General features: G+C 39.8%; 20 protein-coding genes, 1 tRNA gene and 1 pseudogene. 18 read left to right on the top strand and 4 right to left on the bottom strand.

Translation table 11 applies throughout. The annotated features are described in order from the left end of the window. The first annotated feature begins 6 nt into the window (after positions 1 to 6). The 6 genes from trxB (at position 7) to B1NLA3E_RS20060 (ending at position 4,939) form a co-directional block, all read left to right on the top strand. On the top strand, positions 7 to 957 hold the full coding sequence (trxB, locus tag B1NLA3E_RS20085) for a thioredoxin-disulfide reductase (protein WP_015595650.1): 951 nt from the start codon (positions 7 to 9) through the stop codon (positions 955 to 957). Between the two features lie 282 nt (positions 958 to 1,239). Continuing rightward, entirely contained in the window at positions 1,240 to 1,707 is a 468-nt protein-coding gene (locus tag B1NLA3E_RS20080) for an NUDIX hydrolase (protein ID WP_015595649.1), read from the top strand. A 90-nt stretch (positions 1,708 to 1,797) separates the two neighbouring features. Continuing rightward, entirely contained in the window at positions 1,798 to 2,691 is an 894-nt protein-coding gene (gene rapZ, locus B1NLA3E_RS20075) for an RNase adapter RapZ (RefSeq protein ID WP_015595648.1), read from the top strand. Further along, positions 2,688 to 3,656, top strand: coding sequence for a gluconeogenesis factor YvcK family protein (locus tag B1NLA3E_RS20070; protein ID WP_015595647.1), 969 nt, complete (start codon positions 2,688 to 2,690; stop codon positions 3,654 to 3,656). The genes rapZ and B1NLA3E_RS20070 overlap by 4 nt, the downstream gene beginning before the upstream one ends. A gap of 52 nt (positions 3,657 to 3,708) precedes the next feature. Then, complete coding sequence (gene whiA, locus B1NLA3E_RS20065) at positions 3,709 to 4,656, top strand: DNA-binding protein WhiA (protein ID WP_015595646.1); 948 nt, start codon at positions 3,709 to 3,711, stop codon at positions 4,654 to 4,656. Positions 4,657 to 4,681: 25 nt separating this feature from the next. Then, positions 4,682 to 4,939 (top strand): HPr family phosphocarrier protein, encoded by a 258-nt coding sequence (locus tag B1NLA3E_RS20060; protein WP_015595645.1) that lies wholly within the window; start codon positions 4,682 to 4,684, stop codon positions 4,937 to 4,939. A gap of 228 nt (positions 4,940 to 5,167) precedes the next feature. Here B1NLA3E_RS20060 and clpP read toward each other — a convergent pair whose 3' ends face one another. Next, complete coding sequence (clpP, locus tag B1NLA3E_RS20055; protein ID WP_268870642.1) at positions 5,168 to 5,821, bottom strand: ATP-dependent Clp endopeptidase proteolytic subunit ClpP; 654 nt, start codon at positions 5,819 to 5,821, stop codon at positions 5,168 to 5,170. A 224-nt stretch (positions 5,822 to 6,045) separates the two neighbouring features. On the opposite strand from clpP, the gene B1NLA3E_RS20050 reads away from it, so the two are divergent. Further along, positions 6,046 to 6,117, top strand: a tRNA-Arg gene (locus B1NLA3E_RS20050). A gap of 850 nt (positions 6,118 to 6,967) precedes the next feature. Here B1NLA3E_RS20050 and B1NLA3E_RS25750 read toward each other — a convergent pair. Further along, a pseudogene (locus B1NLA3E_RS25750) lies at positions 6,968 to 7,129 on the bottom strand (transposase); the annotation flags it as partial. A gap of 335 nt (positions 7,130 to 7,464) precedes the next feature. Between B1NLA3E_RS25750 and rpoN the strand changes: the two are divergent. From rpoN to eno, 8 genes are all read left to right on the top strand, one after another. Continuing rightward, positions 7,465 to 8,781, top strand: coding sequence for an RNA polymerase factor sigma-54 (gene rpoN, locus B1NLA3E_RS20045; protein ID WP_015595643.1), 1,317 nt, complete (start codon positions 7,465 to 7,467; stop codon positions 8,779 to 8,781). A 17-nt stretch (positions 8,782 to 8,798) separates the two neighbouring features. Continuing rightward, entirely contained in the window at positions 8,799 to 9,047 is a 249-nt protein-coding gene (locus B1NLA3E_RS20040; protein WP_015595642.1) for a glutaredoxin family protein, read from the top strand. Positions 9,048 to 9,170: 123 nt separating this feature from the next. Next, a complete protein-coding gene (locus B1NLA3E_RS20035; RefSeq protein WP_015595641.1) occupies positions 9,171 to 10,193 on the top strand; it encodes a sugar-binding transcriptional regulator in 1,023 nt (340 codons plus the stop codon). Positions 10,194 to 10,356: 163 nt separating this feature from the next. Continuing rightward, the gene (gene gap / locus B1NLA3E_RS20030) at positions 10,357 to 11,364 is read left to right on the top strand and encodes a type I glyceraldehyde-3-phosphate dehydrogenase (protein ID WP_015595640.1); all 1,008 of its coding nucleotides are present in this window, start codon (positions 10,357 to 10,359) and stop codon (positions 11,362 to 11,364) included. Positions 11,365 to 11,638: 274 nt separating this feature from the next. Beyond that, on the top strand, positions 11,639 to 12,823 hold the full coding sequence (locus B1NLA3E_RS20025; RefSeq protein WP_015595639.1) for a phosphoglycerate kinase: 1,185 nt from the start codon (positions 11,639 to 11,641) through the stop codon (positions 12,821 to 12,823). Between the two features lie 76 nt (positions 12,824 to 12,899). After that, complete coding sequence (gene tpiA, locus B1NLA3E_RS20020) at positions 12,900 to 13,661, top strand: triose-phosphate isomerase (RefSeq protein WP_015595638.1); 762 nt, start codon at positions 12,900 to 12,902, stop codon at positions 13,659 to 13,661. Further along, positions 13,654 to 15,186, top strand: a complete 1,533-nt coding sequence (gene gpmI / locus B1NLA3E_RS20015; RefSeq protein WP_015595637.1) for a 2,3-bisphosphoglycerate-independent phosphoglycerate mutase — start codon at positions 13,654 to 13,656, stop codon at positions 15,184 to 15,186. Before tpiA ends, gpmI begins: the two co-directional genes overlap by 8 nt. Before the next feature lie 261 nt (positions 15,187 to 15,447). Then, entirely contained in the window at positions 15,448 to 16,743 is a 1,296-nt protein-coding gene (eno, locus tag B1NLA3E_RS20010; RefSeq protein ID WP_015595636.1) for a phosphopyruvate hydratase, read from the top strand. Positions 16,744 to 16,959: 216 nt separating this feature from the next. Here eno and B1NLA3E_RS20005 read toward each other — a convergent pair whose 3' ends face one another. Both B1NLA3E_RS20005 and B1NLA3E_RS20000 read right to left on the bottom strand, forming a co-directional pair. Then, complete coding sequence (locus B1NLA3E_RS20005; RefSeq protein ID WP_144061515.1) at positions 16,960 to 17,520, bottom strand: hypothetical protein; 561 nt, start codon at positions 17,518 to 17,520, stop codon at positions 16,960 to 16,962. Between the two features lie 8 nt (positions 17,521 to 17,528). Next, positions 17,529 to 17,933: a nuclease-related domain-containing protein gene (locus B1NLA3E_RS20000; RefSeq protein ID WP_041580728.1), complete on the bottom strand. Its 405-nt coding sequence runs from the start codon at positions 17,931 to 17,933 to the stop codon at positions 17,529 to 17,531. Positions 17,934 to 18,128: 195 nt separating this feature from the next. Between B1NLA3E_RS20000 and secG the strand changes: the two genes are divergently transcribed. The 3 genes from secG (at position 18,129) to rnr (ending at position 21,680) form a co-directional block, all read left to right on the top strand. Further along, positions 18,129 to 18,362, top strand: coding sequence for a preprotein translocase subunit SecG (secG, locus tag B1NLA3E_RS19995; RefSeq protein WP_015595634.1), 234 nt, complete (start codon positions 18,129 to 18,131; stop codon positions 18,360 to 18,362). A gap of 169 nt (positions 18,363 to 18,531) precedes the next feature. Beyond that, on the top strand, positions 18,532 to 19,278 hold the full coding sequence (locus tag B1NLA3E_RS19990) for an alpha/beta hydrolase (protein ID WP_015595633.1): 747 nt from the start codon (positions 18,532 to 18,534) through the stop codon (positions 19,276 to 19,278). 71 nt (positions 19,279 to 19,349) lie between these two features. Beyond that, entirely contained in the window at positions 19,350 to 21,680 is a 2,331-nt protein-coding gene (rnr, locus tag B1NLA3E_RS19985) for a ribonuclease R (protein ID WP_015595632.1), read from the top strand. Positions 21,681 to 21,705: the final 25 nt, after the last annotated feature.

Here is a 21,705-nt window from a genome sequence, read left to right as displayed (position 1 = left end):
AACAAGGTGACAGAAGAAAAAATTTATGACGTCATTATTGCAGGGGCGGGTCCAGCAGGGATGACCGCTGCTGTGTATACATCTCGTGCAAACATGCCTACACTTATGATTGAGCGTGGAATTCCTGGCGGCCAAATGGCTAATACAGAAGAAGTAGAAAATTATCCAGGTTTTGATTCAATCCTTGGTCCGGAACTATCGACTAAAATGTTCGACCATGCCAAGAAATTTGGTGCTGAATATGCTTATGGAGATATAAAGGAAATTATCGATGGGGATGATTACAAAACCGTAGTAGCAGGCTCGAAACAATATAAAGGCCGTGCCGTGATTATTACTACAGGAGCCGAGTATAAAAAGCTAGGAGTACCTGGTGAAAAAGAACTTGGTGGCCGTGGAGTATCTTATTGTGCGGTTTGCGACGGTGCTTTCTTTAAAAATAAAGAGCTTTTCGTGATAGGTGGAGGCGACTCAGCTGTTGAGGAGGGAGTTTACTTAACTCGCTTTGCCTCAAAGGTTACAATCGTCCATCGTCGTGACGAACTCCGTGCACAAGCTATTTTGCAGCAACGTGCTTTCGATAATGAAAAAATTGAATTCCTTTGGAGTCATACAGTTAAGCAAATTAATGATAAAAATGGAAAAGTTGGTAGTATCACTCTTGTTTCAACTAAGACTGGCGAAGAACAAGAATTACCAGCCGATGGTGTGTTTATTTACGTCGGAATGGTGCCTCTTTCCAAACCGTTTGTTAGTATTGGTATTACCAATGAAAATGGATATATCGAAACAAATGATAAGATGGAAACAAAAGTACCTGGGATCTTTGCTGCAGGGGATATTCGTGAGAAAACATTGCGACAAATTGTTACAGCAACTGGTGATGGCAGTATTGCTGCACAAACAGCTCAACATTATGTTGAAGAATTGAAGGAAAAAATTAAAGCAAAGGCTTAAGAAAAAGTCACCCGCTTTTAATTTTACTGTAACAGTGTTGAAATATATTTTGAGTACAATAAGGGTAGTAATTTGACCCCCTTTAATACATTTTGTGGCACAGGACTCCTGTGTCATTTTTTTTGATTAGTTGAGTGGCCGGCTCGTCTTATGCCTGTCGCCCCTTTCTAGTTAACTAATTGTCAACTTACTTTCATTGTGACAGAATCCCAATAATAGTATAATGGAATGAATAAAGATATTATTAAGGTTGTTAATGGATGAAATATTGAGGTGAAGGTTATGCAGAGGGTCACTAATTGTGTTTTGTTGAGGGAAAATAAAGTCCTGTTGTTACAGAAGCCACGCCGTGGTTGGTGGGTAGCACCGGGTGGGAAAATGGAACGCGGTGAATCTGTTAAAGACGCCTGCATACGAGAATTTCGGGAAGAAACTGGAATTTATCTTAAGGATCCAAAAATAAAAGGGATATTCACCTTTATAATGGTAGACCCAGACGATGGAGACAAAGTCCTGTCAGAATGGATGATGTTCACTTTTATTGCCAAAGATGCAGAAGGACCTACACTTCAGGAATCTGAAGAAGGAAAGCTTACATGGCATGAGGTCGAACAAATAAACAGTCTGCCAATGGCAGAAGGAGATCATCATATCATTGAATATATGGTCCATGGTAACGGAATTATATACGGAACCTTTACATATACACCAGAATTTAAGCTAGTAGCTTATCGACTGGATCCAAGTTAAAATGTTCATAACCTAAATCAAGCGTTGTTTTAGCTTAAAGGATTAAGCTTTCAACTTGATCCATGCTAAAACACTAATGGAGGGAAATACATGAGTACCGGTGCGACTAGTGAAACTCAAATGGTCATAATAACAGGAATGTCAGGAGCAGGGAAAACCGTAGCAATCCAAAGCTTTGAGGATTTAGGCTTTTTCTGTGTAGATAATTTACCACCCACTTTGTTACCGAAATTTCTAGAACTGATGAAAGAATCTGGAAATAAAATGAATAAAGTTGCATTGGTAATGGACTTAAGAGGAAGAGAGTTTTTCGATAATTTATTTAAAGCATTAGATGAGTTAAATGAAACCGCATGGGTAACACCGCAAATCCTGTTCCTGGACGCGGATGATTCAACCTTAGTCCGGCGTTATAAAGAAACAAGACGATTCCATCCTTTGGCACCATCTGGTCTTCCATTAGAAGGCATAAAGCTCGAACGAGAATTATTAGAGGAATTAAAGGGAAGAGCTCAGATTATTTATAACACTTCACTAATGAAACCGAAAGATCTTCGTGAAAAAATCCTAACCGAGTTTTCAGTTAACAAGCAGACCATTTTTACGGTTAATGTGATGTCGTTTGGATTTAAACATGGTATTCCAATTGATGCTGATCTGGTCTTTGATGTCCGTTTTTTACCAAATCCTCATTATATCGAATCAATGAGGCCGAAGACTGGACTTGACGAAGATGTTTCAAGTTACGTCCTAAAATGGAATGAAACACATAAGTTTCTTGAGAAGGTAACTGAGCTCCTCGCCTTTATGTTGCCGCATTATAAGCGAGAGGGAAAGGCACAGCTTGTTATCGCAATTGGGTGCACCGGTGGTCAGCATCGCTCAGTTGCATTGGCAGAGTATATTGGTCGATTTTTCGGAAAAGATTATCAAACTAGAGTTTCTCATCGTGACATTGATAAAAGGAAGGACAAAGTTACATGAAAGAAATTCGACAACCAAGAATTGTCATTATTGGTGGCGGAACAGGCTTGCCAGTTCTATTGCGCGGATTGAAAAAATATCCTGTTGATATAACGGCAATTGTGACAGTCGCCGATGACGGAGGTAGTTCAGGAAGATTGAGGGATGATCTTCATATTCCTCCCCCTGGGGATGTTCGCAACGTACTAGCTGCACTTTCGGATGTAGAGCCGCTCATTGAGGAAATGTTTCAGCACCGTTTTAAGACTACAAACGAACTTTCAGGCCATTCTTTAGGAAACTTAATTCTTGCTGCGATGACATCGATCACGGGTAATTTTGTTCACGCCATTCAAGAAATGTCTAAAGTGCTAAACGTTCACGGTAAAGTGTTGCCTGCTGCTAATCAAAGTGTTATTCTACATGCTGAACTAGAGGATGGGACATTTGTTTCCGGAGAATCAAAAATACCCTTTTCAGGAAAAAAAATAAAAAAGGTATTTCTGACACCTAACCGTATTGACGCTTTGCCTGAATCGATTCTGGAAATCAAGCAGGCTGATTTAATTATCATTGGTCCAGGGAGTCTGTACACAAGTATCCTGCCCAATCTGCTTGTTCCTGAACTTGGTAAAGCAGTTTGCCAGGCTAATGCAAAAAAGGTTTATATTTGTAATTTGATGACACAGGCTGGGGAAACACTTGAATACACCGCCAGTGACCATGTTAAAGCGATTTATGATCACATGCAGTGCAGGTTTATTGATATAATCCTTGTCAATAATAGACCGATTCCTAAGGAAATCCAGCAACGATATCAAAAGGAATTCGCTGAACCAGTTTATTTAGATGTACCAATACTGCAAAAATTAGGTATTGAATTGTTACAAGATGAAATCGTGTCTCTGCATGATGGTGCCATACGCCATGATACAAAGAAAGTGGCAGGAATTTTATATTCTTTACTTATAAATGAAACTAAATAGAGTTTTTATCGTAGTAATAGTTGATAATAGTCGTGGATGGGGGTGATAATGGGTGTCTTTCGCTTCAGAGACAAAGAAAGAATTAACGAATATAGAAGTAAAAGGATGCTGCAGTAAATCGGAACTCTCCGCATTAATTCGTATGAATGGCTCCTTATCCTTTTCTAATCGAAAGTTGATTGTTGATATTCAAACTGAGAATGCCGCCATCGCAAGAAGGATTTATACACTCATTAAAAAGAATTATCAAGTCCAGGTTGAATTGCTGGTCAGGAAAAAAATGCGATTGAAGAAGAATAATGTATACATTGTTCGCCTATCTGATCAAGCAAAGTCAATTTTAGAGGACTTAAAAATATTGGGGGAAGGTTTTACCTTTGTCCGCGTTATTTCAAGTGAATTAATCAAAAAGAAATGTTGTAAGCGTTCTTATTTACGAGGTGCATTTCTTGCTGGAGGCTCCGTTAATAATCCGGAAACCTCTTCCTACCATCTTGAAATTTTCTCATTATACAATGAGCATAATGATTCTTTGTGTGAATTGATGAACACCTTTTCGCTTAATAGCAAAACACTAGAGCGTAAAAAAGGTTTTATTAACTATTTAAAAGAGGCAGAAAAAATAACGGAGTTTTTAAATATTGTTGGTGCACATAATGCTTTATTACGATTTGAGGATATTCGTATTGTTCGAGATATGAGGAATTCTGTAAATCGACTGGTAAATTGTGAAACAGCAAATTTAAATAAAACGATTGGTGCAGCGTTGAGGCAGGTCGAAAATATTCGCTATATTGACAGGACAGTCGGTTTGCAAATTTTGCCCGGAAAATTAAGGGAGATTGCTGAATTGCGTGTCAATTATCAAGATGTAACCCTCAAAGAACTAGGGGAAATGGTTTCAGGTGGAAACATAAGTAAATCAGGAATCAATCATCGTTTAAGAAAAATAGATGAAATTGCCGATAAATTACGTGCCGGTGAACCAAACACAAAATAGAGATATCCAAAGGGGAGAAATTGGGATGTTAGAAAAACAGGTAAAGGTTAGGCTAAAAACAGGTTTACAAGCACGCCCTGCAGCGCTTTTTGTTCAAGAAGCTAATCGATTTTCAGCCGATATTTTTTTAGAAAAAGACGGAAAAAAGGTTAATGCAAAAAGTATTATGGGATTAATGAGCTTAGCAATTAGTTCCGGATCTGAGGTGGCATTAATCGCCAACGGCAGTGATGAAACGGAAGCAATTGAAGCACTTATTTCATATATTTCTCATGATGCATAAAAAACTCGCGCTCAAAAGTTGAGCGCGAGTTTTCACTTTTAATAAAGTAAGAAATTATAAAACTTTGAATTAGATAACTGTCTAGCTCCAACGCCAAGCGACTAGTGGACTTCACCCACCTCCCTACGATAAGTCAACATCGAATCGCTATCGCTCTCCGTGTTTCCTTTATCTCAGTCGGTTGCTCCAGTCCATACGTCGCTAACCTGGCGTTTCCGCTTTTCTTAATTATTTATCCTTTTTTTCGCTAATTTTGCTGCGAGAAATGATGTGGTCGACAAGACCGTACTCTTTTGCTCTTTCAGCAGTCATAAAGTTATCACGCTCAGTATCTCGTCCAATCACTTCAAGTGGTTGACCAGTACGCTCTGCTAAGATACCATTTAGTTTATCACGAAGGAATAGAATGCGCTTTGCAGCGATTTCAATTTCCGTTGCTTGCCCTTGTGCTCCGCCAAGTGGTTGGTGAATCATGACTTCACTGTTTGGTAAGCAGTAACGCTTTCCAATAGTACCAGCTGCAAGTAGGAATGCTCCCATTGAAGCTGCCATACCGATACAAATTGTTTGTACATCAGGTTTGATGAATTGCATTGTGTCGTAAATAGCCATTCCAGCTGTAATGCTTCCACCAGGACTATTGATGTAAATGGATATATCTTTTTCAGGATTTTCTGCTTCTAAAAACAACAATTGCGCAACAATCGAGTTGGAAACATTGTCATCAATTGCGCTTCCAAGCATGATAATGCGATCTTTTAATAGACGAGAGTAAATATCATATGCCCGCTCGCCACGGTTAGTCTGTTCAATTACTGTAGGAATCAAATTCATTTTCTGTTCCTCCTTTAATCTGAAAATTACTAGGTAGACCTCTTTCATCGATAAATGTAACTTTATCTTATGTAATGTAATCATACACTGATGGTCAATTAAGGTCAAACAAATCGCTTTGCTAATGATGATGATTCTTTCGACAACTTTTTATGTAAAAAAATAGGCCTGTTTTTCAGCATAACCCATTCACATTTTTTTAAACAAAAAACAGTGCTTGCAAACAAGTTAAACATACCATATAATATGTAATCGTACTGCTTATTTTATATGCCCTCGTGGTGCAACGGATAGCACGCAAGCCTCCGAAGCTTGAAATGCAGGTTCGATTCCTGCCGAGGGCATCACTAACCTCTTACCTACTTAGGGTAAGAGGTTTTTTTATTATGAAAAAGAAAACTCTAGGCTAGGCCTAAAGTCAGATTGTCGAAAAAGGTTATTTTCTCGGCAATATTTATTTTGTCAGATCATTAAATGCCAATTTGTCTATGCTAGCGGATCTGTTGATTTCCGCTCCAGGTGCTTCGCTTTCCGCGGGGCGGGCGGTGAGTCTCCTCGTCGCTAACGCTCCTGCGGGGTCTCACCTGTCCGCTGCTCCCGCAGGAGTCTTCGCACCTTCCGCTCCAATCAACAGTGAGCAAATCAACCGAAAGAATTGCAACCCACCCTATCCAACCTGACTAAATGCGTTGCAATCTTTTTTATGTTTTGGCAGGCTGCAGTAAGGAGAGCCTGTTCACTTACATTCTTCAATCCCCGTAACCAGCAGTAGCGAATCCCTTGCAGTCACCAAAGCTGTCCGAATCCGCCACTCATTTGGGAGACGCTTCGGATTTTGGGCATCATAACGGGTCTTTGATTACTATTTTTCCACGGCTCTTTGATTTCGGTCATCATATTACTCTTTGATTCCCTTTTTTATGCACTCTTGAATTTTTGGGCATCATAGCAGTTCTTTGAGCCCTTTACCTATGAGTGTCCTTGAATTCACCAAAGCTGTTCGAAACCACCGCTTAGTGGGAACATATAAATTCAGAGAGCAACAAAATTTAGGAAAAGAGCCTTTCTAAATTTATAAAGCATTTACTTACTTGAATTTCCTTAGTCTCTTTCACTTTCTCCTTTTCTTTTAATGGACTTTTTTCGTGATTGATTCTATCCTCTTCTATTGCCTTGTTTAAGTCATTATAATATTACTGAGTCCTTGAATTTCAAACCTAAAAACCAGCGGTAGGCGACGTTTGTTCTTATTTTCCTTTCTAATTGAGGTTCAAAATGAATGCCATATAGTTAACCAATAAACATCATTTTAAAAAGAATATGGGGATCAGTAGGGCGTCTGTTATTATTGCTATATTAATTCATTAGTAGACACAAATTTCATATTCTTTTTGGCTAGACTCTTTTGGCTTAAACATTGATTTCACCACTTATTTTTATTATTTATTGGTTGATTGGAGTGGAAGACGCGAAGACTCCTGCGGGAGCAGCGGGACAGGTGAGACCCCGCAGGCGCTTAGGCGCCGAGGAGGCTCACCTCCCGCCCCGCGGAAAGCGAAGCGTCTGGAACGGAAATCAACAGACTTATTAAATCATCCTTCTTTGTTCTGAGAATATGATGAAAATAACTGTATCTAATATTCGTGAACATATCTGTTCTGTGGTGTAAAATAAGGGCAGGAGGAGTGAAGATGGATTTAAAAGCAGGATTATGGCAGCAACAAACTTTAAAGCTAGCAATGACGCAAGAACTTTCACAGGCCATCGCACTTTTACAATTTTCAAGCATTGAGCTTGTCGATTTCCTTGAAAGCAAGGCACTGGAAAATCCTTTATTGCAGTTTGAAAGTAGCAAAATTGATGTCTACCGCCAGAAAAAACGAGGGATGGGTCTAAAAACCTCTGATAAAGCCTGGATTGAACAAATCAGTGATCAGCGGTTTACCTTGACAGATCACATATATCCTCAAATTCAGGATATGACTATGTCTCCACATCTTCGCAAGGTTGTAACACATTTTATTGATCACTTGGATGACAATGGTTATTTTACAGGAGATTTAAAAGAGCTTTCCGACCATTTTCATCTTTCATTAGCTGAGGCAGAAAGCTGCTTATCAATTTTACAACAAGTCGAGCCAGCTGGAATTGGGGCACGTCACTTACAGGAATGCTTACTTTTGCAAATTCGTCGGCAGTCCCCCATAAATCATCGAGCTGAGACCATTGTTTCTGACTACTTTAAAATGTTTGCAGAAAAAAAGTGGAAAGGGCTATCGAAAATCCTCTCCATTGAATTAAAGGAAATCCAACAAGTATCTGATTATATTTTAACTTTAAATCCAAAGCCTGGGGCAGCTTTCCATTATGAAAGAGCGCCATACGTCATTCCAGATGTAATGGTCGTTCATGATGGCGAACAGTTTGTCGTCCGATTATTTGATAACATCCTTCCGAAAATCCAATTCAATAAGGAATACTTTAAAAATTTAACTTCGTATCAAGATCAGAAGGTTACTGAGTTCCTTCATGATAAGCAACAGGATTATCATTGGATTATCCGGAGCATTGAACAACGTCAAAGAACAATAGTCAATGTGACTAGCAAAATAGTAGATAAACAACAGGAATTTTTTAAAAAAGGCCCTGATTTTCTAAAACCAATGACAATGAAAGAGATAGCTGAAGACCTAGAAATACATGAATCAACAGTTAGTAGAACCGTGCGCGAAAAATATGTGCAAACTCCATTTGGGACAGTTGAACTCAAAACATTTTTTACGAATGCAATCGAGTCAGTGTCAAATGAATCGATATCATCAAACACAGTAAAAACAGCGATGGAAAAATTATTTAAAGCTGAAAACAAACAGAAGCCTTTTTCAGATTTAGAAATGGTTCAACTTTTAAAGGAGCAAGAAGGGATTGACGTTTCGCGAAGAACAATCGCAAAATATCGAGAACAGTTAGGAATCCCCTCATCTTCCAAAAGAAAAAGATTCGACTAGAAGGAGAAGTGGCCCAAGTGCAGGTAAAGTTCTATACCAGAAATAAATGCCATTTATGCGAAAAGGCAAAAGTGATTTTATCCGAATTGAAATCTGAGTTTGACTTCGACCTTGAGGAAATCGATATTGACTCAGATGACAAGCTTACAGAGTTTTATGGAATCATGATTCCGGTCGTTGTAATTGATGGAGAAGAAGTTCAATATGGACAAATTGAGAAAGATTTTTTAGTTAAGCGTTTGCAAAAAAAAATATCTTTTTTTTAGGTTGAATTTTCATTTCACTCCTGCTAGAATGAGCCTTAGGTTAAGGAGTGATTTTTTTTGCAACAAGCGGGACACAATATGTCTATGTGGGACATTTTTTGACCAGTAAAGGAGAACATTACCATGTACTCAATAATCGATTTACAAAAAAGATTATTACCTGACCTCTTAGAAGTTATGCAAAAGCGCTATTCAATTCTTCAATACATAAATATCATGCAACCAGTTGGAAGAAGAAGTTTAGCTGGAAGTCTTAGCTTAACTGAAAGAGTTCTTCGCAGCGAAGTGGAATTTCTTAAAGACCAAGATTTAATTGACATCTCAAGTGTTGGAATGAGTTTGACCTCAGAGGGAACAAAAATTCTTATAAACCTTGAAAGTGTCATGCGGGAAGTTACGGGCATCGATGAAATCGAGCGGCAATTAAAACGTCAGCTCAATATCAAACGAGTACTCGTTGTTTCGGGTGATAGCGACGAATCGCCTTGGGTTAAAAGTGAGTTAGGTCGAGCTACTGCGAATTGTATGAACGAGCTTTTACATGGGGAAAATATCATTGCTGTGACAGGTGGAACAACAATGGCATGGGTTGCGGAAATGCTAACCCCTGACCTTCGTGAAAAAAAGTTACTGTTTGTACCAGCACGTGGCGGAATCGGAGAGGTTGTCAAAAACCAAGCGAATACAATCTGCGCACGTATGGCGGAGAAGGCAGGAGCAAAACACCGAGTCTTTTACGTACCCGATCAAGTGAGTCAAGAAATATACGATTCATTTATTAAGGAACCATATATTACTGAGGTCTTAAATTTAGTTCAATCTGCAAGCATGGTTTTACACGGTATTGGAGACGCTATTATAATGGCAGAACGCCGCAATACACCACCAGAAGAGATTGAAAAAATCAAAAGTGGGAACGCAGTCGGTGAATCCTTTGGATATTATTTCAATGAAACCGGTGAAGTTGTTCATAAAGTCCTAACTATTGGCCTCCAGCTTGAGGATTTAACTAACATTAACCACGTTATTGCCGTGGCTGGTGGAGCATCAAAAGCAAAGGCGATTCGAGCATATATGAAACAAGCCCCTTCCTCAACGATCCTAATTACCGATGAGGGTGCAGCAAAACAGCTGTTAAAAGGATAATCGCAGTTAAGGATATCAAGCATATCCTAATTTTAAAGGCATTTTTTTAAAATAGTGCTGTTTGATCACATCTGATTTGACTATGTCTTATCACAAAAAGTTAATACTGGGGAAATCCCCTTTATATAAATTTAATTTGTATATCTTAAAGGAGGAAAAAATAATGGCAGTAAAAATGGGTATTAATGGATTTGGACGTATTGGACGGAATGTATTCCGGGCTGCTTTAAAAAACCCGAATGTTGAAATCGTAGCAGTGAATGACTTAACTGATGCAAATATGTTAGCACATCTTTTACAATATGATACAGTTCACGGCAAACTAGCAGAAACAGTAACTGTTGATGGCGAGTATCTTGTAGTGGGTAGCCACCGTGTGAAAGTTCTTGCTGAGCGCGATCCTGCACAACTTGGCTGGGGCGGTCTTGGTGTTGAAGTAGTTGTTGAATCAACTGGTCGTTTCACTGACCGTAATAATGCTGCAAAACATCTTGAAGCTGGAGCGAAAAAAGTTATCATCTCTGCACCAGCAAGCAACGAAGATATTACAATCGTTATGGGTGTTAACGAAGATAAATACGATGCAGCTAACCACCACATCGTATCTAACGCATCTTGTACAACAAACTGTTTAGCTCCATTTGCTAAAGTTTTAAATGACAACTTTGGTATCAAACGCGGTATGATGACAACTATTCATTCATATACTAACGACCAACAAATCTTAGATTTACCACACAAAGATTATCGTCGTGCTCGTGCAGCTGCAGAAAACATGATCCCAACTTCAACTGGTGCTGCAAAAGCGGTTGCTCTAGTTCTTCCTGAATTAAAAGGAAAATTGAACGGAATGGCTATGCGTGTACCGACTCCAAACGTTTCTATCGTTGACTTAGTTGCTGAGCTTGAAAAAAGTGTAACAGCAGAAGAAATCAATGGTGCGCTTAAAGCAGCAGCTGAAGGCGAATTAAAAGGTATTTTAGAATACACTGAGCTTCCACTTGTATCTACTGACTTTAATGGTAGCGCAGCTTCTTCTACAATCGATGCACTTTCAACAATGGTTATGGAAGGCAACATGGTTAAGGTTCTTTCTTGGTACGATAACGAAACTGGTTATTCTAACCGTGTCGTAGACCTTGCTGATTTTATGGGCAAAAAAGGTTTCTAAAATTGGATATTGGTTCCGTAGAAGTCTATAATGGTAAAGGGTGTGTCTAGACTATTGTCTTACAAACCCCTTATATATTAGATGGTTTTTCAATCCCCTTGATTGGCATGCCAGTCTGTAGGGATAAAAGGGGAGCGGGGATGATTCCCCCTCCCTATTTTTTTAATTGTTTTACTTCGAGATATTGGGAATCAAAAAACTTCTTATGCTCTCGGGAAAAACTGTTGGATCACCCACCCAGATTATTTTTATTATTAAAGGAGGACCATCCTGTATGAACAAAAAGTCTGTAAAAGATGTTGGCGTTAAGGGTCAACGCGTATTTTGTCGTGTGGATTTCAATGTTCCAATGAAAGACGGTCAAGTAACGGATGACACTCGTATCCGTGCTGCACTTCCAACTATTCAATATTTAGTTGAACAAGGAGCAAAAGTGGTACTTGCTTCACACCTTGGACGTCCAAAAGGACAAGTAGTTGAAGAATTACGTTTGACTCCTGTAGCCAAACGTTTGTCAGAACTTCTTGGAAAAGAAGTGAAAAAGGCAAACGAGGCTTTCGGAGAAAATGTGAAAACAGAAATCAGTGCCCTTGCTGAGGGAGACGTTCTTTTACTAGAGAATGTTCGCTTTTACCCTGGTGAAGAAAAGAATGATCCAGAATTAGCAAAAGCATTTGCAGAATTAGCTGATCTCTATGTGAATGATGCATTTGGTGCAGCGCACCGTGCCCATGCTTCTACTGAAGGAATTGCTCATTTCATTCCGGCAGTTTCCGGATTTTTAATGCAAAAAGAGCTTGATGTTCTTGGAAAAGCACTTTCTAATCCAGAGCGTCCATTCACTGCTATCATTGGTGGAGCAAAAGTAAAAGATAAAATCGGCGTTATTGATAACCTGCTTGAAAAAGTTGATAATTTAATTATTGGTGGTGGCCTAGCGTATACGTTTGTTAAGGCACAGGGTCATGAAATTGGGAAATCTCTTTTAGAAGCAGACAAGATTGATTTAGCTCTTTCTTTTATCAAAAAAGCTGAAGAAAAAGGCGTTAAATTTTATATGCCTATCGATGCAGTGGTTGCAGATGAATTCTCGGAAGATGCGAACTCTAAGGTTGTTGGCATTGATGAAATACCTGCTGACTGGCAGTCACTTGATATTGGACCAAAAACTGCCGAACTATATAGCGATGTAATCAAGAACTCCAAATTGGTGATCTGGAATGGACCGATGGGAGTATTTGAAATAGATAAATTTGCTGGTGGAACAAAAGCGGTTGCCGAAGCACTTGCAGAAAGTACCGATACATATTCTGTAATCGGCGGGGGAGATTCAGCAGCAGCGGTTGAAAAATTTGACCTAGCCGACAAAATGAGTCATATTTCTACTGGGGGCGGTGCTTCTTTAGAATTTATGGAAGGCAAGGCTTTACCAGGTGTTGTAGCATTAAACGATAAGTAATTTTGAGCAACTAAGAAGCAATCGATGGCTCATCAACTATAGATAACTATGATAAGCGAAGAAAGGAAGTACCATCATGCGCAAACCGATTATTGCTGGAAACTGGAAAATGCAAAAAACTCTTTCAGAAGCAAAAAGTTTTATGGAGCATGTAAATGAATTAGTCCCTTCAAAAGAAAAGGTAGATTCTGTTGTCTGCGCTCCAGCTTTGTTTCTTGAGCAACTCGTGACGATTTCAAAAGGCTTTGATGTTGAAATCGGTGCACAAAATATGCACTTTGAAAAAAGCGGTGCTTTCACAGGTGAAATCAGCCCAGTAGCATTGGCTGATATTGGTGTAAAATATGTTATTATTGGTCACTCAGAACGTCGTGAAATGTTTAACGAAACAGACGATAGTGTGAACAAAAAAGCGCATGCTGCTTTTGCACATGGGCTAATACCAATCGTATGTTGTGGTGAAACTTTAGAACAACGTGAAGCAGGACAAACAAATGAATTAGTTGGCGCTCAAGTGAAAAAGGGCTTAGCTGGTTTAACTGAAGAACAAGTTAAACAAACAGTTATTGCATATGAACCAATCTGGGCAATCGGTACAGGTAGATCCTCTTCTGCAGCAGATGCAAATGAGGTATGTGCTTATATTCGCCAGGTGGTTGGAGAACAATTTTCGCAAGAAGTAGCACAAGCGGTACGGATTCAGTACGGCGGCAGCGTGAAACCAGAAAACATCAAAGAATATATGGCACAACCAGACATCGACGGAGCCTTAGTTGGCGGCGCGAGCTTAGAGGCTGAATCTTACCTGCAATTATTGGAGGCAGGATCAAATGAGTAAAGCACCTGTAGCATTAATTATTTTAGACGGTTTTGGGTGCCGGAATGAGAATAAGGGAAATGCAGTAGCACAAGCAAACAAACCAAATTTTGATCGTTTTTGGAAAACCTTTCCGCATAATCATTTAAGTGCAAGCGGTGAAGCTGTAGGGTTACCAGAAGGTCAAATGGGGAATTCTGAGGTTGGCCACTTAAATATTGGTGCTGGCCGGGTTGTTTACCAAAGTTTGACACGCGTGAATGTGGCAATCCGTGAGGGTGAATTTGAAAAAAATGAAACGCTTGTTGGGGCAATAAATCACGCTAAAAAAGAAGGAACGAGCCTTCACCTGTTTGGTTTACTTTCTGATGGTGGAGTACACAGTCATATTACCCATATGTTTGCGTTACTTCGTTTAGCTGCAGCAGAGGGAATCAAAAAAGTGTATGTTCATGCCTTTTTAGATGGTCGTGATGTGGGTCCACAAACGGCTAGCGGTTATATTCAATCAACATTGGATGAAATGAAAGAAATTGGTGTTGGTGAATTTGCTAGTGTTTCAGGTCGTTATTATTCAATGGACCGCGATAAGCGGTGGGAACGGGTTGAAAAATCATATCGTGCCATGGTATACGGTGAAGGTCCTGCTTACACAAATCCGCTGGATGTTGTGACGGATTCCTATGAGAAAGGGATCCATGATGAGTTCATCCTACCTTCTGTTATCACTAAGGAAAATGGCGAACCAGTTGCAACAATTCAAGACAATGATGCCGTGATTTTCTATAATTTCCGACCTGACCGGGCGATTCAGATTTCTAATACGTTTACCAATGAGGACTTCCGCTCGTTCGATCGTGGCGAAAAGCATCCGAAAAATTTATTTTTCGTTTGTATGACCCATTTCAGTGAAACCGTTGATGGCTATGTTGCCTTTAAACCAACTAACTTGGATAACACTATCGGAGAAGTTTTGGCGCAAAACAACTTAACGCAGCTTCGTATCGCCGAAACGGAAAAATATCCGCACGTCACCTTCTTTATGAATGGTGGACGTGAAGCAGAGTTTCCTGGCGAAGAACGAATTTTGATTGCCTCTCCAAAGGTGGCAACTTATGACCTTAAGCCGGAAATGAGCGCTTATGAAGTAACGGATGCACTTGTTGATGCCATAAACGCTGATAAGTTTGATGTCATCCTGTTAAATTATGCTAATCCTGATATGGTTGGACATTCTGGTATGCTTGAGCCAACAATTAAAGCGATTGAGACCGTTGATGAGTGTTTAGGACGGGTAGTTGATTTGATCCTTGCAAAAGGCGGAACAGCTATTATTACGGCCGATCATGGGAATGCTGATGAAGTGGTAACTCTTGAAGGTAATCCGATGACAGCTCATACCACTGCTCCAGTTCCCGTTATTGTTACCAAAGCTGGTGGTGAACTTCGTCAAGGCGGAATTCTTGCGGATTTAGCTCCTACCATTCTTGACCTAATAGGGATTGCTAAACCAGCTGAAATGACTGGAACTTCATTAATTAAGTAGGTAGAATTAATGGGTGACTAGGTTCGATTTTGGCTGTGGTAAAGCTCAATGTTGATTTTTTGCATAATGTTGATTGGAGTGGAGGGCGCGAAGACTCCTGCGGGAGCAGCGGGACAGGTGAGACCCCAAAGGCGCTTTAGCGCCGAGGAGGCTCACCGCCCGCCCCGCGGAAAGCGAGTGCCCGGAACGGAAATCAACATTCTAGTTTAACAGAGCTTATTTTTAAAAAATAATTCAATTTATTAAAAGGAGAGATTTTCTATGCCATTTATCCAAGAAGTGTATGCTCGTGAAGTACTTGATTCCCGCGGGAATCCAACAGTTGAGGTTGAAGTATTAACAGAATCAGGTTCATTTGGTCGCGCTCTAGTTCCATCTGGTGCTTCTACAGGTGAATATGAAGCAGTTGAGCTTCGTGACGGCGACAAATCCCGTTACCTTGGAAAAGGTGTTTTAAAAGCTGTAAGTAACGTAAATGATATCATCGCTGAAGCTGTTATCGGCATGGACGTAACTGACCAAGTTGGAATCGACCGCACGATGATCGAGCTTGACGGTACAGAAAACAAAGGTAAATTAGGAGCTAACGCTATTCTTGGTGTTTCTATGGCTTGTGCACACGCTGCAGCTGATTTAGTGGGTCTTCCATTATATCGTTACCTTGGTGGATTCAATGCGAAGCAATTACCAACTCCAATGATGAACATCATCAACGGTGGTTCTCACGCGGACAACAACGTGGACTTCCAAGAGTTCATGATTTTACCAGTTGGCGCTCCTAGCTTTAAAGAAGCAATCCGTATGGGTGCTGAAGTATTCCACAGCTTGAAAAAAGTTCTTTCTGGTAAAGGTTTAAATACTGCTGTAGGTGACGAAGGTGGATTCGCTCCAAACCTTGGTTCTAACCGTGAAGCATTAGAAGTAATCATCGAAGCAATCAAAGCTGCTGGATATGAGCCTGGCAAAGATATCTTCCTTGGTATGGACGTTGCTTCTTCTGAGTTCTTTAACAAAAAAACAGGCAAATATGATCTTGCTGGTGAAGGTCGCACAGGCTTAACTTCTGAAGAAATGGTTACTTTCTATGAAGAGCTTGTTAACGAATTCCCAATCCTTTCTATCGAAGACGGTTTAGATGAAAACGACTGGGAAGGTCACAAATTGTTGACTGACCGTATTGGTAGTCGCGTACAACTTGTTGGTGACGATTTGTTCGTTACAAACACTAAAAAGCTTGCTGAAGGTATTGAAAAAGGTATCTCTAACTCAATCTTAATTAAAGTTAACCAAATCGGTACTTTAACTGAAACTTTTGAAGCAATCGAAATGGCTAAGCGTGCAGGCTATACTGCAGTTGTTTCTCACCGTTCTGGTGAAACAGAAGATGCTACAATCGCTGACATCGCTGTTGCAACTAACGCTGGTCAAATCAAAACTGGTTCTATGTCTCGTACAGACCGTATTGCGAAATACAACCAACTTCTTCGTATCGAAGACGATCTTGGCGAATTAGCTGTATATGACGGTTTGAAATCTTTTTATAACTTGAAGAAGTAATTTGTGAATGAATGTTACGTGACGCCGGCTGCTGCCGGCGTTTTTTTTTGTGTTGGTTTGCGAGTTTGAATTTAATTAATACTCATGTTTTTGTGTCTAAATTATGGCATCGGCTAAAAGAAGTTTAAAATCGGCTAATAGGAAGACAAAATCCGCTAAAAGAACGCTGGAATTAGCTAATAGAACCTCAAAATCGGCTAAAAGAAAAGTAACGAACTAAAAAATATTAAATGAAAGCTGGTAAACGCGTTGCTTTTTCGTTCCGATCGAAGGTAAATTCAATTTTTTTAACATTTTTGAAGCCTTATGGACTGAATCAATGCATAAAAAATCCCGAAATTGTCGATTTGTAATCTCAGGACCCCACAAAAGGAAATAATCCCGCAAAGCTGGTAGGTGCGCATCCCTCGATTGGCACTTACATCTCGGGCAAAACCATGATCCATGATGATAGGACATCCCTAAACACTTACAATCAGGACAAAAAACACCGTTACGCAACCCAGCTCGAGAGATTTTGTAAATCTTCTCAATGTCAAAGCTAGGTTCTGTATCATTTTTTATCAAAAGACGGCTAAGTTTCCGGATCATGGCGGGATTCAACACATCTGGACCATGTTGATTAGAAATGGTATCAATTCGCGGTAGCACTTGCCGGCCTCGACAAACACGAAATTGTTCAGCTATAGTGTATCCGTCAAACTTTAAGATACAGTTTTGATTAATCATTACAACAAGATGTTCAAGTGGCATGTCAGGAAACTGATGTTTCTTCAACCAATCTCTTAACTGGTAAATTTGGAGCTCAGCTTGCAAGAGCGGATCTTCATAACCATTTTTTTATTATCGATTTTTTGGATAAGCTGACCCGCTTTTCTGTCAAAGGTCAATTCTCCAGCTAAGTTTTTAACTTCAATTGTGAGCAAGTGGGTAGGGGAAAGCAAAACATTATCAATTTGAAAGTGGGATTCAGCTTCATTTGCTAAACGAAGACCTTGCAGGATGTGGTAATTCTTTTTAGGGAGGTTTTCTAAAATGGTATCTACCCTTTTTTCTCCAGCGTATCCAGCTTCTCGTCGTCGGCTGTCTTCTGCAATAAAATGGATTTTGGGGTGATTTGGAGGGACACGTCTTAAAGCGGCTTCATTAAAGTAGAGTTTTCGGGGTCTTATTCGATTCTTATCAGCCAAAAACATCACATCCTTTCAGTTTTGATAAAGACTTCTTTCTTTTAAAAAAAATTCCTTCATGATTGAAATTTGTTCACCTATTCGTAAAAGAAAGCTTGTTCACTCAATCGTAAAGGGTATAGCTATTGTTTATAGGTCTTAAATATGTTACATTTAACCTACTGTAATTTGTACGTTTTTCAGGAGGTGGACTACATGCACGCATTATTGGTTACCCTTTTAGTCATCGTATGTATTGGTCTAATTGTGGTAGTACTTCTTCAATCAGGGAAAAGCGCAGGTCTTTCTGGAGCAATATCTGGAGGCGCAGAACAATTATTTGGAAAACAGAAAGCACGGGGCATCGATTTGGTACTCCACCGCATCACCATTGTTTTGTCAGTATTGTTTTTCATTTTGACGATTTTAGTTAGTTATTTCAAACTCTAATCTTAAACTCCGAAACCTGATCCAATTGCGGCTCAGGTTTTTTTATTGAATAAAAATGTATACATAATTTTCTAAAAAGCATATTTATGGATTACTCCAGAAATGTTTGCTAAAAATAATACTATATTAGTGTAATTTTAAAAAGTTATGATTCGAAGGAGTTTCATCTATGAAAATTGTTGCAGCAAAACCATTTACTTTTAAAGCTGGGAAAAGAGCGGTGTTATTGCTGCATGGGTTTACCGGGAATACAGCAGATGTTCGGATCCTCGGTCGTTTTCTTGAAAATAAAGGATATACTTGCCACGCACCGCTCTATAAAGGGCATGGAGTACCACCAGAGATGTTAGTTCAAACAGGTCCAGAGGATTGGTGGAAGGATGTAATGGGCGGGTATGAACTATTAAAATCAATGGGACATGAGGAAATTGCCGTTGGGGGACTTTCGTTAGGCGGCGTATTTTCTTTGAAATTGGGTTACACTGTTCCTATAAAGGGAATTATTCCGATGTGTGCTCCGATGTACATAAAAAGTGAAGAGGTTATGTTTAAAGGAATACTGGAGTTCGCAAGAGAATATAAACAACGTGAAGGAAAATCGGCTCAACAGATCGAAATGGAAATGGATGAATATCAAAAAACACCGATGAATACATTGAAGGCTTTGCAAACACTTATTTCGGGGGTTCGCCAAAATGTTGATATGATATACGCACCTACATTTGTGGTTCAGGCTCGGAACGATCATATGATCAACACAGACAGTGCCAATATTATATATAACGAAGTAGAGTCCCACATAAAAGAAATAAAGTGGTATGAGGAATCGGGACATGTTATCACTCTTGATAAAGAACGGGATCAATTACATGAAGATATTTATCGGTTTTTAGAACGCCTTGATTGGAAAGAATAAGAAAATGGATTGCAGGAATTGTTCGTTTTAAAAAATAAAAAAATAATAATCTCCTTAAAGGAGGGATTCATATGGAAGAAATACAGCAACATGTTGACAGGCTTTTGCAATATATGAAGGATGAAGCCTATAAGCCGCTAACAGTCCAGGAGCTTGAAGAGGCATTTGGGATTGAGGATTCGGCGGCGTTTAAAGATTTTGTAAAAGCGCTTGTGGTGATGGAAGAAAAGGGACTAGTTTTAAGAACCCGCAGTAACCGTTATGGACTGCCTGAAAAAATGAATTTAGTTCGTGGGAAATTAGCGGGTCATGCAAAGGGATTTGCGTTTGTTATCCCGGATGAACCTGGAATGGATGATATTTTTATCCCACCTAATGAAACGAATAACGCTTTACATGGTGATATTGTATTAGCACGTGTATCATCGGGAGCCTCTGGTCAACGTCGAGAAGGTACGATTGTCCGAATTCTTGAAAGAGGCATTCAGCAAATTGTGGGAACGTACTCAGAAAGTAAGAATTTTGGATTTGTGCTTCCGGATGATAAGAAGTTTACTAGCGATATTTTTATCCCAAAATCAGTATCTATGGGTGCTGTGGATGGGCATAAGGTAGTTGTTAAGTTGACGACTTATCCAGAAGGTAGAAAAAGTGCAGAGGGAGAAATTATCCAAATCCTTGGTCATAAAAATGACCCAGGAGTGGATATCCTGTCGGTAATTCATAAACACGGTTTACCCCTTGGATTTGAAGAGGAAGTGCTCAACCAAGCGAACCAAACCCCTGAATCAATTGACGAAAGTGAAATTGCTAATCGTCGTGACCTTCGTAATGAGGTTATTGTCACGATTGATGGAGCAGATGCAAAAGATTTAGATGACGCTGTTCAAGTTAGTAAGCTGGAAAATGGACATTATAAGTTAGGGGTTCATATTGCTGACGTCACCTATTATGTTACAGAGGGTTCGCCGATTGATCTTGAAGCACGGGACAGAGGTACGAGTGTTTATTTAGTTGACCGTGTCATTCCAATGATACCACACCGGCTATCTAATGGAATTTGTTCATTAAATCCAAAGGTGGATCGGTTAACCCTTTCTTGTACGATGGAAATTACACCAGACGGAGAAGTCGTCCACCATGAAATTTTCCAAAGTGTGATTAAAACGACTGAACGAATGACATACTCCGATGTAAATAAAATCCTTACCGACAAAGATGAGGAATTGTTAAAACGTTATGAACCTCTCGTTCCCATGTTTGAAACAATGGAAGAGCTTGCTGAAGTTTTACGAAAAAAGCGGATGCACCGTGGTGCGATCGATTTTGATTTTAAAGAAGCCAAGGTTTTGGTGGATGAAGAAGGAAAACCAACCGATGTGGTCCTTCGAGAACGTTCAGTTGCTGAAAAGCTAATTGAAGAGTTTATGTTGGCTGCAAATGAAACAGTTGCCGAGCATTTCCATTGGTTAGAAGTTCCGTTTATTTACCGAATTCACGAGGATCCGAAAGAGGATAAGCTCAGACGTTTCTTTGAGTTTATCACCAACTTTGGGTATATCGTAAAAGGGACCGCTAACTCGGTTCATCCAAGAGCACTTCAGGAAATTATTGAAGAGGTTCGCGGGAAGCCAGAGGAAATGGTTATCTCCACTGTGATGTTGCGGTCGATGCAACAGGCAAAATATGATCCAGAAAGCCTAGGCCATTTCGGACTTTCTACTGAGTTTTATACCCATTTCACATCACCTATTCGGAGATATCCTGACTTGATTGTGCATCGGTTGATTCGAACGTATTTAATTGAGGGTAAATTAGATCCTGCGACTAGAGAAAAATGGGATGCAATCCTTCCAGATATCGCGTTGCATTCTTCGAAAATGGAGCGTCGTTCAGTGGATGCTGAACGGGAAACGGATGACCTTAAGAAGGCTGAGTTTATGGCCGATAAAATTGGTGAAGAGTATGATGGAATCATTAGTTCTGTCACGAACTTTGGGTTATTTGTAGAACTGCCAAATACAATCGAAGGTCTTGTTCATGTAAGTTACATGACCGATGATTATTATCGCTTTGATGATCGTCATTTTGCGATGATTGGAGAACGGACAGGGAATGTTTTCCGGATTGGTGATGAGATTACGATTCGAGTGATTAACGTCAATAAGGATGAACGCTCGATTGATTTCGAAATTGTCGGCATGAAGGGTACACCTCGTCGAGAACGCAGTGGTACACCGCGCGTCTTTAAGACGGGTAGCGATCAAAAAAAACCACGTCAAAGCAAGAGCCGGCCAGAAGCTTCAGCTAAGTCTTCTTCACCGCAAAACGGGAAGAAAAAGAAGAAAAGCTACGATAATGCTTCAAAGGCGAAAAGGGAAGGTAAGAAAAAAAAACGGTAAATTATAGAGGGAGCCTCTTTGTTAA

This window comes from Bacillus sp. 1NLA3E (assembly GCF_000242895.2).
Taxonomy (GTDB): Bacteria; Bacillota; Bacilli; order Bacillales; family Cytobacillaceae; genus Bacillus_BU.
The sequence above is the reverse complement of the archived record's forward strand: the minus strand, read 5'-3'. Positions and strand labels throughout refer to the sequence as shown.

Coding starts and splice junctions, on each gene's coding strand:
- B1NLA3E_RS19990 (WP_015595633.1), top strand. CDS start 18,532: ATGAAAATTGTTGCAGCAAAACCATTTACTTTTAAAGCTGGGAAAAGA.
- tpiA (WP_015595638.1), top strand. CDS start 12,900: ATGCGCAAACCGATTATTGCTGGAAACTGGAAAATGCAAAAAACTCTT.
- B1NLA3E_RS20060 (WP_015595645.1), top strand. CDS start 4,682: ATGTTAGAAAAACAGGTAAAGGTTAGGCTAAAAACAGGTTTACAAGCA.
- rnr (WP_015595632.1), top strand. CDS start 19,350: ATGGAAGAAATACAGCAACATGTTGACAGGCTTTTGCAATATATGAAG.
- gpmI (WP_015595637.1), top strand. CDS start 13,654: ATGAGTAAAGCACCTGTAGCATTAATTATTTTAGACGGTTTTGGGTGC.
- eno (WP_015595636.1), top strand. CDS start 15,448: ATGCCATTTATCCAAGAAGTGTATGCTCGTGAAGTACTTGATTCCCGC.
- B1NLA3E_RS20080 (WP_015595649.1), top strand. CDS start 1,240: ATGCAGAGGGTCACTAATTGTGTTTTGTTGAGGGAAAATAAAGTCCTG.
- B1NLA3E_RS20070 (WP_015595647.1), top strand. CDS start 2,688: ATGAAAGAAATTCGACAACCAAGAATTGTCATTATTGGTGGCGGAACA.
- secG (WP_015595634.1), top strand. CDS start 18,129: ATGCACGCATTATTGGTTACCCTTTTAGTCATCGTATGTATTGGTCTA.
- rpoN (WP_015595643.1), top strand. CDS start 7,465: ATGGATTTAAAAGCAGGATTATGGCAGCAACAAACTTTAAAGCTAGCA.
- clpP (WP_268870642.1), bottom strand. CDS start 5,821: ATGAAAGAGGTCTACCTAGTAATTTTCAGATTAAAGGAGGAACAGAAA.
- gap (WP_015595640.1), top strand. CDS start 10,357: ATGGCAGTAAAAATGGGTATTAATGGATTTGGACGTATTGGACGGAAT.
- rapZ (WP_015595648.1), top strand. CDS start 1,798: ATGAGTACCGGTGCGACTAGTGAAACTCAAATGGTCATAATAACAGGA.
- B1NLA3E_RS20025 (WP_015595639.1), top strand. CDS start 11,639: ATGAACAAAAAGTCTGTAAAAGATGTTGGCGTTAAGGGTCAACGCGTA.
- B1NLA3E_RS20035 (WP_015595641.1), top strand. CDS start 9,171: ATGTACTCAATAATCGATTTACAAAAAAGATTATTACCTGACCTCTTA.